We start from the raw sequence: 14,300 nt of genomic DNA, 5'->3' as shown, positions 1-14,300 counted from the left end.
TGGGCATCTGTGGATGGTTCGCTGGCTGCAGTTCCGAAACCTCGGAATTGGGCGGAACCTACCCTCGCGGGGGACTTGAGCATGCCGTTCGAAGTGAAAGCGTGCAGCATCGACGAAATGCAGCGGCATCCGACCTTTGCCGATCGGACCCAGGCAAAGGTGAAGGTGCTGCTGCGCGAGGTCCGCTCGCTCGAAACCTTCGACCACAACCTCACCCTGCGCGTCTGGGCCAACACCAACGACAAGATGAGCCCGTCGGAAATCAAGACCGCACTTCTGGTCAAGGCCGCCGCCATCCTCAAGCGCACCGTCTCGGTCGCCGAGATCGAAATCGGCGGCGACGGCGCTGTGACCCGGCCGACGGTCAGCGGCTGATCGTACCACTGCTCTGCTATCGAGTTCACCACCGGGTCATCCCCGCGAAAGCGGGGACCTCCGTTTGCGGTGGTGCGGATGGAAACAGAGGTTCCCGCTTTCGCGGGAATGACCCGGTGGCGTAACCGCAAGTCCGATCTCGCCTACCGCCGCGACAGCAGCATCACGAACTTTGCAATCACCCCGGCGGCGAAGCCGAACAGCATGAGGCCGAAGGTGAACGGCCCGAGGGTCTGGGTAATGCCGTCGGGTGCGGCGAGGTCGAGGGTGACCCAGCCGAAGAACAGCACTCCGAGCCCCAGCAGGATCGCCAGCGTCCGCCAGCGCTGGGCGAACAGCGGCACGGCGATCGGAATACCGAACGCCAAGAGCGCGGTGACGATGGCGATGACGCCGCCCATCAGCGGCGCGCCTTCGCCAGCTTGAGGAACGTCTCGACCGGCAGCACTTCGGCGCGCTCGTCGCCCCGGAGTTCCGCCGCGGCCAGCAGCGGCTCCATCGGTACGCCGAGCGACTTGAGGCTCTGCCGCACCATCTTGCGGCGCTGTCCGAAGGCAGCGCGGGTCACCGCTTCGAGGTCGCGCACTTCGACGCCGTCATTGGTCACCCTGGGCTTCAGGTGCACCACGCTGGAGGTGACCTTGGGCGGCGGTGTGAACGCCTCGCGCCCCACGTTGAAGGCGATCCGCGCCTCGGTACGCCAGCCGCACAAGACGCCCAGCCGGCCGTAGTGATTGTCTCCGGCCTTGGCGACGATCCGCTCGGCCACCTCGCGCTGGAACATCAGCGTCAGGCTCTCGAAGAAGGGCGGCCAGCGCTCGACGGTGAGCCAGCGCGTCAGCAACTCCGTGCCGATATTGTAGGGCAGGTTGGAGACGATGCGCGTCGGGCCGTCGGCCAGCGCGGCGTAATCGACCTCCAGCGCATCGCCGGCGATCACCTCGAGCCGTCCGGGATAGGCCTCGGCGATCTGAGCAAGCGCAGGTAGAGTGCGCTCGTCGCGCTCGATGGCGATGACTTTCCTCGCGCCCTCGGCGAGCAGTGCCCGCGTCAGCCCGCCCGGACCGGGGCCCACTTCGATCACCGTCGCCGCCTCCAGCGGACCGGCGACGCGGGCGATCCGTGCCGTCAGGTTGAGATCGAGCAGAAAGTTCTGCCCGAGTTCCTTTTTGGCCCTCAGGTCGTGGGTGGCGATGACCTCGCGAAGCGGCGGGAGATTGTCGATCTGCATGGCAGCGGGGATAGCGGATTTATCGGCGAAGGCAAATGGGCACTGCAGGACCCACTTGACCTTGCCATGATGGGAAGGTGCAGGAAGAGGGTACGGCCACTGAATCAGGCCCGATCTGGAAGGAGATAGATATGCATAAGTTCACCCTCGCCGCGGCCCTGCTGCTGGCATCCGCTTTCCCCGCACTGGCGCAGCAGGATCATGGCGGCCACGGCGCCGCGCCGGCCACAACCCTTCCGGCCATCTGCCTCGCCAATGCACCTCAGGCGGCCGCACCCATGGCCATGCCGCACGGGGCAGGGGCCTCCGAGGCCCATACCGAGCTGATGGCGGGCATGGACGCGATGAACGCCGACATGATGGCCGGCGGTACCGCCACCGATATCGACGTCGCCTTCGTCTGCTCGATGATCCCGCACCACCGCGGCGCCATCGATATGGCCAAGGCCGAACTCAAGCACGGCGACGATCCGTGGGCCCGCGAGATGGCTCAGGCAGTGATCACTGCGCAGGAGAAGGAGATCGCCGACATGCTGGCCTGGCTGGAAAAGCAGCCGCAGTAGCAGCCGTACTGAAGCAGACGGCCCCCTCCCGGCCTCCCCCATAAAAGGGGGAGGTGAAGAGTCGAGGCTGTAGCTTCGATCGTGCCCAGTGAACCGGCGGGGCACCTCCCCCTTCAAGGCCATGAGAGCTACGCTCGAATGGCAAAGGAGGGGGCCGTCGCTCGCTGTTGTGGCGCCTCTACTGCGCCGCTGCCCGCTGCGCCGCGCCGCCGGTCAGTTCATCCGCCAGCCGGATCGCATTGAGGAAGCTTGCATCCGACCCATTGCCCGTCCCGGCGAGGTCGAACGCCGTGCCATGGTCGGGTGAGGTGCGGACGATCGGCAGGCCGAGGGTGACGTTCACCGCCTGGTCGAACGCCACGGTCTTGATCGGGATCAGCGCCTGGTCGTGGTACATCGCGATCACCGCGTCATACTTCCGCCAGTGCGGCAGGTGGAACAGCGTGTCCGCCGGCATCGGGCCCTCGGCAAGGATGCCCTCGTGCTGCAGCTGCGCGATCGCCGGGCCGACAGTGTCATAGTCCTCGGTACCGATATTGCCGCCCTCGCTGGCATGCGGGTTGAGCCCGGCAAAACCGATGCGCGGCTCGGCGATACCGAAGCGGGTGCGCAGGCTATGCGCGACGATCCGCCCGGTGCTCACGACCAGCTCGAAGGTGATCAGCGACGGCACGGCGCTGATCGGCACGTGGATTGTCGCCGGGATCACCCGCAGCGCCTCATGCGCCAGCATCATCACCGGCATCGGCGCCGCGCCGCCCTGCGCGCAAAGCGCTGCCAGGTACTCGGTATGCCCGGGATACTTGAAGCCGGCGGCGTAGAGTGCCGCCTTGTGGATCGGTGCAGTCACGATGGCGCGGCAGGCCCCAGTGAGGCTGTCGTCCACTGCGCGGCTGATTGCCTCGATCACCACCTTGCCCGAGAGCGCCGTCGGGTCACCCGGCTTGTCGGGCACGAGGCCGTCGACATGCACCACCGGCAGCGCCTCGGCGAACCGGGCGGCGGCCTCGGGCGGCGTGCACTCGAGCATCGCCACCGGCAGCCGCAACCGGGCGGCGCGGGCCCGCAGGAAATCGATATGGCCATAGACGATGAACGGCGGCAGGCCCAGCTCGACGCGGTTGGCATAGAGCCTGAGGATCAGGTCCGGCCCGATCCCCGCCGGTTCGCCCATGCTTACGGCCAGCGGCGCTTGATTGTCGGCCAAGGTGTCCTCACGTGTCCAAACGCAAACCTGCGCGCTCACCAAAGCGCATTGGCGCAGCCGGTCGCCGCGCCAATACTGCCACTAGCATGGACTCGCTAAGCCAAACGGCCGCGATTGCGGTCGATTTGCCTGAGGGCCGGCAAGAGTCCGTTAGTTGTAGACGATCTTGGCTTTGGTCCGAAGCTCGGTCTTGAACTTCTCGGCTTCCGCCTTCATCTGCTCGCCGCCCTGCTCGCTGCGCAGCTTGTTCTTGAGGAAGGTGGTGTCACGCGCTTCGTTCTTGGCGCAGATCGCCAGCATCGACACGCCCGACTCGGTCACCCGCGGCTTGGTGATACCGCCGACGTTGAGTTTGGCGAGTTCGGCGGCCAGCGGCTCGGGCAGCTGGGTGGCGTGGCGGCGGCCCATGTCGCGCACTGCGGCGTCGGTGAAATTCAGCGATACCTGCACGGCACTGTCGCAGCCCTTGAAGGCCTGGCGGTACTGGTTGGCCTGGCCGGTGCGCGCCGAAGCATTGCCGGTCGAGCTGATGAACAGCACTTCCTTGAGGATGTAGTCATAGCTCGAAGCCTGGTCGAGCTTGGCCTCGGCGGCCTTCTCGAGGTCGAGGTCCGACACCTTGACGCGCGAGGCGACCACCATGCCGCTCACCTGCTGCCAGGCGATCGCGGCGCGGAGGCGGGCCCGCATGGTTTCATTGTTGACGCCGGCCTGCTGCAGGATCTGGCGCAGCTTGTCGCTCGACACCTTGATGTTGCGCGCCACCTGCTGGAACGCGTCATCGACCTGCTGGTCGGAGATGACGATGTTCATCCGCTTGGCTTCCTGGATCTGCAGCTGCTCGTCGATCAGCTGTTCCATCGCCTTCTTGCTGCCGCCGCCGCCTTCCAGCGCCAGCAGCTTGGTGCGCTGCGCGATTTCGATGTCCGAGATCGGCACGCCGTTGACCGTGACCTTGGTCGCGGCGAAAGCCGGCATGACGCTCAGAGTAAGGCCGATCAGCGTTGCAGCGATGAGGCGGAGCATTGTCGTCACCATTTTCAGTTCTTTGGGAAGGCCGCCGGATCGCCCCCGGCTCGGCCATCTCAATGTTGGAAGAATACGGCCAAAATCGGTTGGCCGGGGTCGTTGCATCGGTCGATCGCGCCAACCGGACTAGTAGTTGAGAATATCGAACTGCGCGCCGGGCGCCTTCAGCTTGAACTGCACGCCGAACGTCACCGAGTTCGGCGTTTCGTGCGTCGCGCCATTGGCCTGCGCAAAACCGCCGGCGAGGAAGTAGCCGTCGTCATAAATCAGCTCGCCGCGGGCTTCCAGCCACTCGCTGGCGGCGATGTCCCACGACACGCTGCCGATGGCGCGCCAGTAGTCGAGCGGCAGCGGCGTGCTGCCGCGCAGCGTCACTTCATGTTGATCCGCCAGCACGCCGGTCGCTGCGTCGGCCGGCAGGTAGACGTAGTCGCTGCCCACCGAGTAGGGGCCAAAGGCATAGTTGCCGCCGAGGCCGGCACGCGCCACGCGCGGGCCATCGGGGTCGACCTGCAGCTTGGCGCCCAGCGTCAGCCCGGCATAGGGCGAGCCGCGCGCCCCCAGCACCACGTAGGACGCGGTGTCCTCGAGCCCGCTGCTCACCCCGGTATTGACCGGATCGTCGACGGCGAAGGCGTTGACCCCGGCAAGGTGGAAGCTCTGTCCGCCGACGATCTCCAACCACTGGCCGCCAGAGAAATTAGCGAGATAGCGCGCCCCGACATTGGCGCGGAGCCCGGTTTCCTGCCGGTCGGTGCCGGTGAAGCGGTCGTAGGAGAAGATGTTGGTGTCATCGAGCACGAAGCTGTGCGCGTTGTCGTTGGTGATGCCCACCAGCGAGGTGTCGCTACCGCGATAGACCAGTTGCGCGATCGGCTCGAGCAGGTGCGTATCGAGCCCGTTGGCGGCGAACAGCGGCCAGCGGAAATCGACTGCGGCGATCGGAGTTGCGGCGAACAGGAACTGCTCGGCGGGTTCGGGGTCGCCAACGACCGGGTTGCCGAGGTCGCCGCTGTCATAGTTGGTGATGTCGGCGCGCAGCCCGAGATAGGGCGTCACCACCACGCCGCCCGGCGCGATGATCTGGTTCTGCCAGCTCAGCTCGCCCGAGGCATGGGTCTTGGCGCCTTCGTAGCCGAAGACATAGGGGATGCCGCCATAGAGCGCCGAAGAATTCTCGGCCCGATACACTCCAAGCAGGTTGCCATTGGCCCGCACCTGGCCCCAGTCGCCAAAGTCGAAATAGCCATTCCCCCGCGCATTCGGCAGCGTCGCCGCCTGCTGCGATTGCGCCAGGTCGGCGGCAGCGATCGTGCCGTACTGCCCCAGCTTCAGGAACTCCTGAACCCTCAGATCGGCGTAAAAGTCAGTGCTGAGATGCGTCGCGTAGACCTCGTTAGTCACCCAGTCGGCGGTGCTGAAGTCGTAGTCGTCGAAATACGCGGCATCGGTGAAGGCGCTGTACGACCAGCCGACGGTCCAGTCGGCAATCGGCTGGAACCGGCCGGAACTCTGGATCGCGCCGCGCCATTCGCGGTTGCCGAGCTCGCTGAACGCACCCGGATCGAGCTGGTAGAGGCCCGACGCCTTGACCGTGAACGAGCCGTAGTCGAACTGCTGTTGCCACTCGGCCGCCATCAGAAAACCCTGGCGCGACATCAGCGAGGGCGCGAGCAGGATTTCCGTGTCCTCGCCGATATTGATGAAGTAGGGCGCCGTGATCCGGCCGCCATAGACCTGCTTGTAGTTGACCCGGGGAAGCATGAAGCCGTTGCTCTGCTTCGCGCTCGGATCCGGCAGCGACAGCCACGGCAGCCATGCCACCGGAATGCCGAGCACCTCCAGCGACGGCTGCTCGAAATAGATCGTCCTGGTCTCGGCGTTCTGGATCAGCTTGGCGGCTTTCACCTTCCAGCCGACGCGGTTGCCTTTGGCGTCGATGCACTCCCCGCACGGGGTGTAGGTCGCCTGGTTGAGTACGGTTTCGAGCGTGCTGGAATACCGCACGTCGCTGGCCGTGATCCGCGCGCCGTCGGTGGTGGTGAGGGTGAGCGACTGCAGGAACGCCTGCTTCATCCCGCCGGTGACCTCGATCGTCTCGGCGGTGTATTTGGTGCCCGCCGGGTCGACCAGCTGCACGTTGCCGATGCAGTTGAGGTTGCCGGTCTGCTGCTCATAACGCAGGTCGTCGCAGGCGATCGAATAGCCTTCGTACTGCATCAGCACGCGGCCCTGCGCGCTGATCACGTCGCTGCTCTTGTCGTAGGAGAGGACGTTGGCCTCGACTTTTGCCGGGGCGCCGGGCTCGGGCAGCGTGGCAAAGAAACCTTCGGGCAGGAACTGCGCAGCGGCAGGCGACGCGGCCACCAAGGCGAGCACAAGCGCCACGCCAAACTGGCGCAGGCACATTCCCAGCCCCCGGTCGCGGCGCATCATGCTCACGTCCGCCCGTCTTCCCTGTTGAGCAGCACCGTCACTCCAATGACGATGGCTACTACCGCCGGCCCTGCAACTGCGATGACCGGATGCATCACACCGGCACCCCCGGCGCGTCCAGCCATCTCGGTCACCACATAAACCAAGACGCCAAGGACGATACCATAAAGCACCGCCCCACCATACTTATTGGTCCTTCGATAACCGGCCGTAAACGCGAAGGCAATGACCAGCGAGCCACACAGCGTAAGTGGCAGTGCAAGGAGCCTGAGGAACCGCGTTTCCGTCTCGGCCCGTTCCCGGGAATCGGTGAGCCGGGCCGCCAGCGAACCTGCCAGTTCCCAGACCGTCATATCTTTGATCGACGCGATCCGGGCTCGCATGTCGCCAGCCGTTCGAGCCGTTGGCAGCCGGAAATCGGTCATCGCCTCAGGCATTTCGTTGGAACGATAGCGCGTCGCCTGGGCCATCACCCACTCATTGCCCACAAGCTCGGCGGTTGCCGCTTCGATGCGGTCGCGCGGCGCCTCCATCAGGAAGACGTTGACGCTGCCCAGCGCCGTGCCCGATGGGTTCACGTAGCCGGCTTCGAGGATGTAATGGACATCGCCCTGTTGCTCGTCGAGCCACAGCGTGCCGGAGCGGCCCACTTCGCCACTCGTGGTCGAGCTCGGCGACAGCGTGCGGTTGAACTGGATCACCGCCGTGTCGACCAGCAGCGTCACCAGCACCCCGCCGGCGAGGGTAACCGCCAGCGGCACGATCATCACCCGCCAGACCGACCGGCCCGAGGCCTTGATCACCGTCATCTCGCGCGTTGCCTGCAGGTTCAGCAGCCCCGCGACGGTGCCGACGAGGAAGGTCAGCGGCAGCGTATCGATGATCCAGCGTGCCGCGGCCAGCGCCACGGCGGTCAGCGCCAGCGGCGCGCCGCCGGTTGCCGACAGGGCGGCAAAGCGGGTCGTATTGAGCGACTCGACCAGCAGCACGATGCCGAACAGCACCACCAGCGTCAGTCCGACATTGCTGGCCAGCCGCCGAACGATGATCCAGTCGATCCGGTTCATCGGCCAAGCGCCTCCCGGGGCAGGCTATGCGCCTCTCGGGGCAGCGGCGCGAACACCCGCAACCGGTAGACGAGGATGGCCACAGCGATGACGATCAGCACGATGACCCCGCTGGTCTCGCGCGCCCAGCCGGCAACCGGTGCGTATGAGGTGACCGCGCGTTCGAACAGCACCGCGCCAAGCACGGTGATCTCCACCGGCAGCGCCGGCTCCTTGCGCCGACCCGAGGGGAAAACGCTGATCGCGGCGACGAACAGGCAGAGCGCCAGCACCCGGAAGCCGTCAGACGTGCGCTCGGCGATGCGGCGCAGCGACTCGGCCGGCCACTCCCCTTCGGTCAGCCCGCGCATGATCATGCCGTAGGTGCTCTGGTCGCCGCGGCGCTCGCCGGTATCTTCATCGCCAGTCAGGCGCTCCAGCGCGATGTCGTAGCGCTCGAACGAGATCTCCGAGAACTGCCCATCGGCGGTGCGGTACTGGATCGTCCCGTCCTCGAGCTGCAGCACGTAACCGAGTTCGTCGGCCGTGATCAGGGCAGAGTCGGCGATGTAGGTGCGCCGGGTATCCGCGTCGCGCCGGTCGTCGGCGAAAAACGAGGTGATCTCGCCATCCGCCCCGCGACCACCGACGGTGATTGTCACGCCATCACCCAGTTCGGCGAAACGGTTGGGCACCAGCGAGCGCCCGACCAGGTCCGCCGCCGCCTGGGCTTTGATCTGGTTGTTCTCGCGGCTCGCCAGTGGCTCGATTACGTGCGCCAGCAGCAGGACCATCAGTGTGCCGATCGCGGCGTAGCCGAGGATCGTCCCGATCAGTGCCGGCAGGCGCTGCGAGACATGGATGATGTGCAGCTCCCGTGACGCCTGCATGGCGCGCAGCGCCCGTGCCAGCCCGATGGCGAGGCACACATAGAGGAAGGCGATGGAGAGTGGCGGCAGGCCGAGGATGGTCTGCCAGAACAGCGTGCCCAGCCCGCGATCGCGGACCGCCCCGACCTCGACGATTCTGAGCAGTTGCACGAGGTACAGAATCGTCAGCGCGACCCCGAAAAGCGCAGCGGCCTCGGCGGCAAAAAGCCTGAAAAGATAAGTGCCTAGCCGAGTCATATAGACAATCTGGTTCCGACGCGCGCTCACCTCCGGTCTGCCCCCGGCAGGTGAACCGGGCGGACATTGCCCGCCCCCGACATGGCTTGGCAAGCCAATCGGGCAGGGGCATGGCGGTCGGTCTCCGAGGTGTTGCGGGATTGACGCGACGGGCGTAGCCACTATCAGTCGTGAGCCTGCCGTTTCCCGGACCACGCGTCCGTCCCATTGCCATAAGGTATTTTCGCCCATGCCGAACCGGATCGAGATCAAGACCGCTGCCCTGCCGCTGAAGGCGACTGGAACGCTGGTCGTCTACGTCGCCGAAGGCGCTGCGCCCACCGGGGGCGCCGCCGAGGTCTGGAAGGCCACCGGGCTCGACTGGCAGAAGGTCTCCGCCGCCGCCGGCTTCAAGGGCAAGCAGGGGCAGGTGATCGACCTGCTGGCGCCGGCCGGTGTCGCGGCCGACCGTTTGCTGCTGCTCGGCAGCGGCAAGGCGGGGCAGGGCGACAGCCTGTCGGCCTGGACCGACCGCGGCGGGTCGCTCGCCGGCAAGCTGGCGGCGGTCAAGGCAACCAAGGTTGCCGTGCTGCTGGACGATCCTGAAGCGACCCCCGAGCGCATCGGCGAACTCGCTGCCGGCCTCCGCCTCCGCCACTACAAGTTCGACCGCTACAAGCCGGCGAAGTCGGACGACAACGGCGACAGCACGCTCACCGTCACGCTGCATGTCGACGGCCGGTCCGCCGTCGACAAGGCCATCGCCGACCGCCAGGCCACCGCCGAAGGCACGCTCCTCGCCCGCGACCTGATCCACCTGCCGCCCAACGTCCTCGGCACGCTCGAGTTCGCCGCCGAGGCCGCCAAGCTTGCCGAGCTCGGCGTCGAGATCGAACAGCTCGACGAGAAGGCCATGCGCAAACTCGGCATGAACGCCCTGCTCGGCGTGGCGCAGGGTTCCGTTCGCCCGCCACGTCTTGTCATCATGCGCTGGAACGGTGGCAAGGCGAAGGAGCAGCCGATCGCCTTCATCGGCAAGGGCGTGGTGTTCGATTCCGGCGGCATCTCGCTGAAGCCTGGTCTCGGCATGGAGGATATGAAGGGCGACATGGGCGGGGCGGCCGCCGTCACCGGCCTGATGCAGGCGCTCGCCAGCCGCAAGGCCAAGGTCAACGCCATCGGCGTCATCGGGCTGGTCGAGAACATGCCCTCGGGCACGGCTTATCGCCCGGGTGATATCCTCACTGCCATGAGCGGCACCACCATCGAGATCGTCAACACCGACGCCGAGGGCCGCCTGGTTCTCGCCGATGCGCTCTGGTACACGCAGGACCGCTTCAAGCCGAAGTTCATGATCAACCTCGCGACCCTCACCGGCGCCATCGGAGTAGCGCTCGGCAGCGATCACGCCGGGCTGTTCTCCAACAACGACGATCTCTCGGCCAAGCTGCTGGCTGCCGGCCTCGCCACCGGCGAAAAGCTCTGGCGCCTGCCGATGGGGGCTGCTTACGACAAGCAGATCGACAGCCGCTTCGCCGACATCAAGAACTCGGGCGGCCGCCCGGCCGGCTCGATCACCGCCGCGCAGTTCCTCGCCCGCTTCGTCAACGACGTGCCGTGGGCGCATCTCGATATCGCCGCCGTGGCCTTGGCGTCTCCCTCGAGCGAAACCAACACCGCCTGGGCTTCGGGCTTCGGCGTAGCGCTGCTTGATCGGCTGGTGCGCGACAACTACGAGGCCAAATGACCGGCGTGTTGCCTGATCTGCCGCTCGTCGCCAATCCGTCGCGCCTGTGGCTGTCGCCGATCGCGGCGATCGCGCTGTTCGCCGGACTGGTGGCGCTGCTGCCGACCCTCCTGCTGCTGGCGAGCCTCGTTGGCCTGCTCGGCATGCACCCGAGCGTCGAATTGACGCTGCTGGCACTGCCGACACTGGCGGTCGGGGTGTTCTTCCTCGCTGTCGGCAGCGTGGTGATCGGTGACCTGCGCCTCAGGCGACCGGTGCTGACCATCGACGAGCACGGCGTCTTCGACCGCCGCGTCACCGATGCGCCGATCGCTTGGACTGACGTCGTGGAAGTCGCCCCAGCCCCTGGGGGCGGCGGCATCCTCCTGGCGCTGAAGACCCCGCTCGAAACCCGCCTCAGCCCCTATCGCGCCGGCACTGCCGGGTTTCGCCAGCCGGCCGCCGGCCTCGCCAACATCCCGGTACGGGGCATGGACCGCCCGGCCAAGCTGCTTGCCGAGACACTGACGGTACTGGCGCTGCGCAATGGCGCCGTGCCGCCGGCGGAGGAGGCCGCGTGACCGAGATCCTGTTCTATCACCTTGAAAGCCAGCCGCTCGAACGGGTGCTGCCGGTGCTGCTGGTAAAGTCGCTGGAGCGCGGCTGGAGCGCCGTTGTCGAGACCAGCAGCGACGAGCGGGCGCAGGAACTCGACTACATACTCTGGACCTACCGTGACGACAGCTTTTTGCCGCACTCGCTCGCCGGCGGCGATGCCGACCACCTGCAGCCGGTGCTGATCACCACCCGCCCGCACAACCCCAACAAGGCCGAAGTGCGCTTCTTCGTCGACCGCGCCGTGCCGCAGTCCGGCGAAGGCTACCAGCGCATCGTCTTCATGTTCTCCGGCCACGACCCGGATGCGGTGACCGAAGCCCGCGCCGCATGGAAGGCGCTGCGCGACGGCAATGAGGTGACCTACTGGCAGCAGGACGGCAACGGCAAGTGGGCGAAGAAGGGGTAGGGCGCAATCGCTCGTCGCTTCGCTCCGATCGCGCAACCTGCGGTTGCGATACCCCTCATCCGCCCTTCGGGCACCTTCTCCCTCAAGGGGAGAAGGCACCAGACTGAGATGCCTGAGGTTGGCGTCCTTCTCCCCATGAGGGAGAAGGTGGCCGCAGGCCGGATGAGGGGTATGCGATGCGTAGCATCGCCGATCTGAGCGTCAGCGAGGAGCGACGGGCCTCAGCCCGGCTCCCAGCCCGGCTCCGCCTGCTCGAACTTCGAGAACTGAAACCCCGGCGCTACGGTGCAGCCGACCAGCGTCCAGTCGCCGAGGCACGCCGCGCGCTGCCAGGCATTGCCGGGGATCACCAGTTGCGGCCGTTCGCCGGCGGCGAGGTCATTGCCCAGCGCATGCTCGGTGACGCTCTTGCCATCGCGCGAGATGTCGAGCCGCATCGGCGCGCCGGCATACCAGTGCCACACCTCGGCCGAATCCACCCGGTGCCAGGCGCCGGTCTGGTGGTTGCTCAGCAGGTAGTAGATCAGCGTCGAGTGCGGCCGGCCGGTGCCGTTGAGCGTGTCGGCGAAGGTCTGCCGGTAGAAGCCGCCCTCCGGGTGCGGCTCGAGGCCGAGCAGCGCCACCACGTCGCTTGCGGTCATCTGCGTCATCCCATCGCCCTCTCGGCCTGCTCCAGCTCTTCGCTGAGCGTCAGCCAGCTTTCTTCGATCCGGGCGATCTCGCCTTCGAACCGCGCCTTGTCCTTGCCGAGCAGGATGACCCGCTCGGGCGCCCCGTCATAGGTCTTGGGATCGGCGAGGAAGCCATCCACCCGCGCCAGTTCGGTCTTGAGCCGCCCGAGCTTCTGCTCGAGGTCCTTGATCGATTTGCGCAGCGGCGCCACTTCGGCGCGCTTGGCCGCGGCGTCCTGGCGGGCCGCCTTGCGGTCCTCGACCACTGGCGCCGTCGCTTCTTTCTTGCCCTTGCCGCTGCTGTTGGAGGTCAACAGGCGCTGGTAAGTATCGAGATCCTCGTCGAATTCCTCGATCGTGCCATTCTGCGCGATCCACAGCTTGTCGACCGTGGCGTCGATCAGGTGGCGATCATGGCTGATGATCAGCACGGCGCCCGAATAGTCGTTGAGCGCCGCCACCAGCGCGTCGCGGCTATCGATATCGAGGTGGTTGGTCGGCTCGTCGAGGATCAGCATCCCTGGCCCGCCAAAGGTGATGAGCCCGAGCAACAGGCGGGCGCGCTCGCCACCCGAGAGGTTCTTCACCTTGGTGTCCATGCGCGAGGTGGTGAGCCCCATCTGCGCCACGCGCGAGCGGCGCTTGGCCTCGCTGTCATACGGCATCAGGTCGATGACATGCTCGAACGGCGTCTGCTCCGGCTTCAGCTTGTCCAGCTGATGCTGGGCGAAATAGGCGATCTCCAGCCCCTTGCCCTTGCGCATCTCGCCGCCCATCGGCTTCAGGTCGCCAGACAGCAGTTTGGCGAAGGTCGACTTGCCGTTGCCGTTGACGCCGATCAGCGCGATCCGGTGGTCCGGGTCGATCCGGTTGGTGATGTGACGCAGGATCACCTTGTCGCCATAGCCCACCGACACGTTGTCGAAGGTCATCATCGGCGAGGCCGGGACCTTCTTGGGGTCGGGGAAATTGAACGGCGACGAGCTCTCGTCGAACATCGCCGCCGGCGGCTTCAGCTTGGCGATCATTTTGACACGCGCTTGCGCCTGTTTGGCCTTAGTGGCCTTGGCCTTGAAGCGGTCGACGAATTTCTGCAGGTGCGCGATCTGGTCGAGCGTCTTCTCGCGGCTCTTGTTGTTGAGCTCCATCTGCATCCGGCGCGTCTCTTCGAACGTGTCGTAGTTGCCCTTGTAGAAGGTCAGCTTCCGATGCTCGAGATGCGCGATCGAGTTCACCGCCTTGTTCAACAGGTCACGGTCGTGGCTGATCATGAACACGGTATAGGGGTAGGTCGCGAGGTACTTCTCGAGCCACAGCGTGCCTTCGAGATCGAGATAGTTGGTCGGCTCGTCCAGCAGCAACAGGTCGGGCTGCGAAAACAGCACGCCGGCCAGCGACACGCGCATCCGCCAGCCGCCCGACAGCTCCGAGGTCGGCCCCAATTGCCGGTCCTTCTCGAACCCCAGACCCTTCAAGATGGTCGAGGCGCGCGCTTCGGCGGTATGTGCGTCGATCTCGGCCAGCCGCGTATGGATATCGCCGATGCGGTGCGGGTCGGTTGCCGTTTCGGCCTCCGCCAGCAGCGCCGTGCGCTCCTTGTCGGCCGACAGCACCACGTCGAGCACGCTGATCGAGCTCGCCACCGCTTCCTGCGCCACCGCGCCGATGCGGGCCTTCTTATTGACCTCGATCGTCCCGCCCTCGGGCGCGATCTGCCCCAGGATCAGGTGGAACAGCGTCGTCTTGCCCGTGCCGTTCTTGCCCACGAAACCGGTTTTTGAACCGTCGGGGAGAACCAGCGAGGCATTTTCGAACAGGGGACGGCCCTGGATGCGATAACTGAGATCGGTAATGGTCAACATGGCGCGGCCGATGCATCCGCGGCG

At 66.2% G+C, this 14,300-nt stretch carries 14 protein-coding genes; 5 read left to right on the top strand and 9 right to left on the bottom strand.

The features are described from left to right. Positions 1–81 precede the first annotated feature (81 nt). Entirely contained in the window at positions 82–375 is a 294-nt protein-coding gene (locus VW23_RS10280; protein ID WP_069909477.1) for a hypothetical protein, read from the top strand. Positions 376–518: 143 nt separating this feature from the next. On the opposite strand, the gene VW23_RS10275 is transcribed toward VW23_RS10280, so the two are convergent. Together VW23_RS10275 and rsmA are read right to left on the bottom strand one after the other, a co-directional pair. After that, the gene (locus VW23_RS10275) at positions 519–776 is read right to left on the bottom strand and encodes a hypothetical protein (RefSeq protein ID WP_069909476.1); all 258 of its coding nucleotides are present in this window, start codon (positions 774–776) and stop codon (positions 519–521) included. Continuing rightward, positions 776–1,606: a 16S rRNA (adenine(1518)-N(6)/adenine(1519)-N(6))-dimethyltransferase RsmA gene (rsmA, locus tag VW23_RS10270; RefSeq protein ID WP_069909475.1), complete on the bottom strand. Its 831-nt coding sequence runs from the start codon at positions 1,604–1,606 to the stop codon at positions 776–778. The genes VW23_RS10275 and rsmA overlap by 1 nt, the downstream gene beginning before the upstream one ends. 131 nt (positions 1,607–1,737) lie before the next feature. On the opposite strand from rsmA, the gene copM reads away from it, so the two are divergent. Beyond that, the gene (copM, locus tag VW23_RS10265) at positions 1,738–2,169 is read left to right on the top strand and encodes a CopM family metallochaperone (protein WP_069909474.1); all 432 of its coding nucleotides are present in this window, start codon (positions 1,738–1,740) and stop codon (positions 2,167–2,169) included. Positions 2,170–2,347: 178 nt separating this feature from the next. Here copM and pdxA read toward each other — a convergent pair whose 3' ends face one another. The 5 genes from pdxA to VW23_RS10240 all read right to left on the bottom strand — a co-directional run bounded on the left by pdxA (position 2,348) and on the right by VW23_RS10240 (position 9,014). After that, positions 2,348–3,376, bottom strand: a complete 1,029-nt coding sequence (gene pdxA, locus VW23_RS10260) for a 4-hydroxythreonine-4-phosphate dehydrogenase PdxA (protein ID WP_084645885.1) — start codon at positions 3,374–3,376, stop codon at positions 2,348–2,350. A gap of 150 nt (positions 3,377–3,526) precedes the next feature. After that, positions 3,527–4,402: a SurA N-terminal domain-containing protein gene (locus VW23_RS10255; RefSeq protein ID WP_069909473.1), complete on the bottom strand. Its 876-nt coding sequence runs from the start codon at positions 4,400–4,402 to the stop codon at positions 3,527–3,529. A gap of 129 nt (positions 4,403–4,531) precedes the next feature. After that, positions 4,532–6,841: an LPS-assembly protein LptD gene (locus VW23_RS10250; RefSeq protein WP_069909472.1), complete on the bottom strand. Its 2,310-nt coding sequence runs from the start codon at positions 6,839–6,841 to the stop codon at positions 4,532–4,534. A gap of 2 nt (positions 6,842–6,843) precedes the next feature. Then, entirely contained in the window at positions 6,844–7,908 is a 1,065-nt protein-coding gene (locus VW23_RS10245) for an LptF/LptG family permease (protein ID WP_069909471.1), read from the bottom strand. Then, complete coding sequence (locus tag VW23_RS10240; RefSeq protein ID WP_069909470.1) at positions 7,905–9,014, bottom strand: LptF/LptG family permease; 1,110 nt, start codon at positions 9,012–9,014, stop codon at positions 7,905–7,907. The genes VW23_RS10245 and VW23_RS10240 overlap by 4 nt, the downstream gene beginning before the upstream one ends. Positions 9,015–9,243: 229 nt before the next feature. On the opposite strand from VW23_RS10240, the gene VW23_RS10235 reads away from it, so the two are divergent. Genes VW23_RS10235 through VW23_RS10225 form a run of 3 tightly spaced genes read left to right on the top strand, consistent with a single transcriptional unit; the run spans position 9,244 to position 11,743 of the window. Then, the gene (locus VW23_RS10235; protein ID WP_069909469.1) at positions 9,244–10,740 is read left to right on the top strand and encodes a leucyl aminopeptidase; all 1,497 of its coding nucleotides are present in this window, start codon (positions 9,244–9,246) and stop codon (positions 10,738–10,740) included. Then, positions 10,737–11,300, top strand: a complete 564-nt coding sequence (locus VW23_RS10230; RefSeq protein ID WP_069909468.1) for a hypothetical protein — start codon at positions 10,737–10,739, stop codon at positions 11,298–11,300. Before VW23_RS10235 ends, VW23_RS10230 begins: the two co-directional genes overlap by 4 nt. Continuing rightward, positions 11,297–11,743 (top strand): DNA polymerase III subunit chi, encoded by a 447-nt coding sequence (locus tag VW23_RS10225; RefSeq protein WP_069909467.1) that lies wholly within the window; start codon positions 11,297–11,299, stop codon positions 11,741–11,743. The genes VW23_RS10230 and VW23_RS10225 overlap by 4 nt, the downstream gene beginning before the upstream one ends. 221 nt (positions 11,744–11,964) lie before the next feature. Here the strand turns inward: VW23_RS10225 and VW23_RS10220 are convergent, their stop codons facing one another. Together VW23_RS10220 and VW23_RS10215 are read right to left on the bottom strand one after the other, a co-directional pair. Then, the gene (locus tag VW23_RS10220) at positions 11,965–12,384 is read right to left on the bottom strand and encodes a cupin domain-containing protein (protein WP_069909503.1); all 420 of its coding nucleotides are present in this window, start codon (positions 12,382–12,384) and stop codon (positions 11,965–11,967) included. Between the two features lie 5 nt (positions 12,385–12,389). Continuing rightward, positions 12,390–14,276, bottom strand: coding sequence for an ABC-F family ATP-binding cassette domain-containing protein (locus VW23_RS10215; RefSeq protein ID WP_069909466.1), 1,887 nt, complete (start codon positions 14,274–14,276; stop codon positions 12,390–12,392). Positions 14,277–14,300: the final 24 nt, after the last annotated feature.

The organism is Devosia insulae DS-56, from assembly GCF_000970465.2.
In the GTDB taxonomy this organism is placed as follows: domain Bacteria; phylum Pseudomonadota; class Alphaproteobacteria; order Rhizobiales; family Devosiaceae; genus Devosia_A; species Devosia_A insulae.
This window is presented reverse-complemented; position numbering and strand designations above follow the sequence as displayed.

What these genes read in the sequence shown, in the direction of transcription:
- rsmA (WP_069909475.1), bottom strand. Translation starts at nt 1,606, where the DNA reads ATGCAGATCGACAATCTCCCGCCGCTTCGCGAGGTCATCGCCACCCAC.
- VW23_RS10215 (WP_069909466.1), bottom strand. Translation starts at nt 14,276, where the DNA reads ATGTTGACCATTACCGATCTCAGTTATCGCATCCAGGGCCGTCCCCTG.
- VW23_RS10235 (WP_069909469.1), top strand. Translation starts at nt 9,244, where the DNA reads ATGCCGAACCGGATCGAGATCAAGACCGCTGCCCTGCCGCTGAAGGCG.
- VW23_RS10255 (WP_069909473.1), bottom strand. Translation starts at nt 4,402, where the DNA reads ATGCTCCGCCTCATCGCTGCAACGCTGATCGGCCTTACTCTGAGCGTC.
- VW23_RS10220 (WP_069909503.1), bottom strand. Translation starts at nt 12,384, where the DNA reads ATGACCGCAAGCGACGTGGTGGCGCTGCTCGGCCTCGAGCCGCACCCG.
- copM (WP_069909474.1), top strand. Translation starts at nt 1,738, where the DNA reads ATGCATAAGTTCACCCTCGCCGCGGCCCTGCTGCTGGCATCCGCTTTC.
- VW23_RS10245 (WP_069909471.1), bottom strand. Translation starts at nt 7,908, where the DNA reads ATGAACCGGATCGACTGGATCATCGTTCGGCGGCTGGCCAGCAATGTC.
- VW23_RS10240 (WP_069909470.1), bottom strand. Translation starts at nt 9,014, where the DNA reads ATGACTCGGCTAGGCACTTATCTTTTCAGGCTTTTTGCCGCCGAGGCC.
- VW23_RS10275 (WP_069909476.1), bottom strand. Translation starts at nt 776, where the DNA reads ATGGGCGGCGTCATCGCCATCGTCACCGCGCTCTTGGCGTTCGGTATT.
- VW23_RS10280 (WP_069909477.1), top strand. Translation starts at nt 82, where the DNA reads ATGCCGTTCGAAGTGAAAGCGTGCAGCATCGACGAAATGCAGCGGCAT.
- VW23_RS10230 (WP_069909468.1), top strand. Translation starts at nt 10,737, where the DNA reads ATGACCGGCGTGTTGCCTGATCTGCCGCTCGTCGCCAATCCGTCGCGC.
- VW23_RS10250 (WP_069909472.1), bottom strand. Translation starts at nt 6,841, where the DNA reads ATGATGCGCCGCGACCGGGGGCTGGGAATGTGCCTGCGCCAGTTTGGC.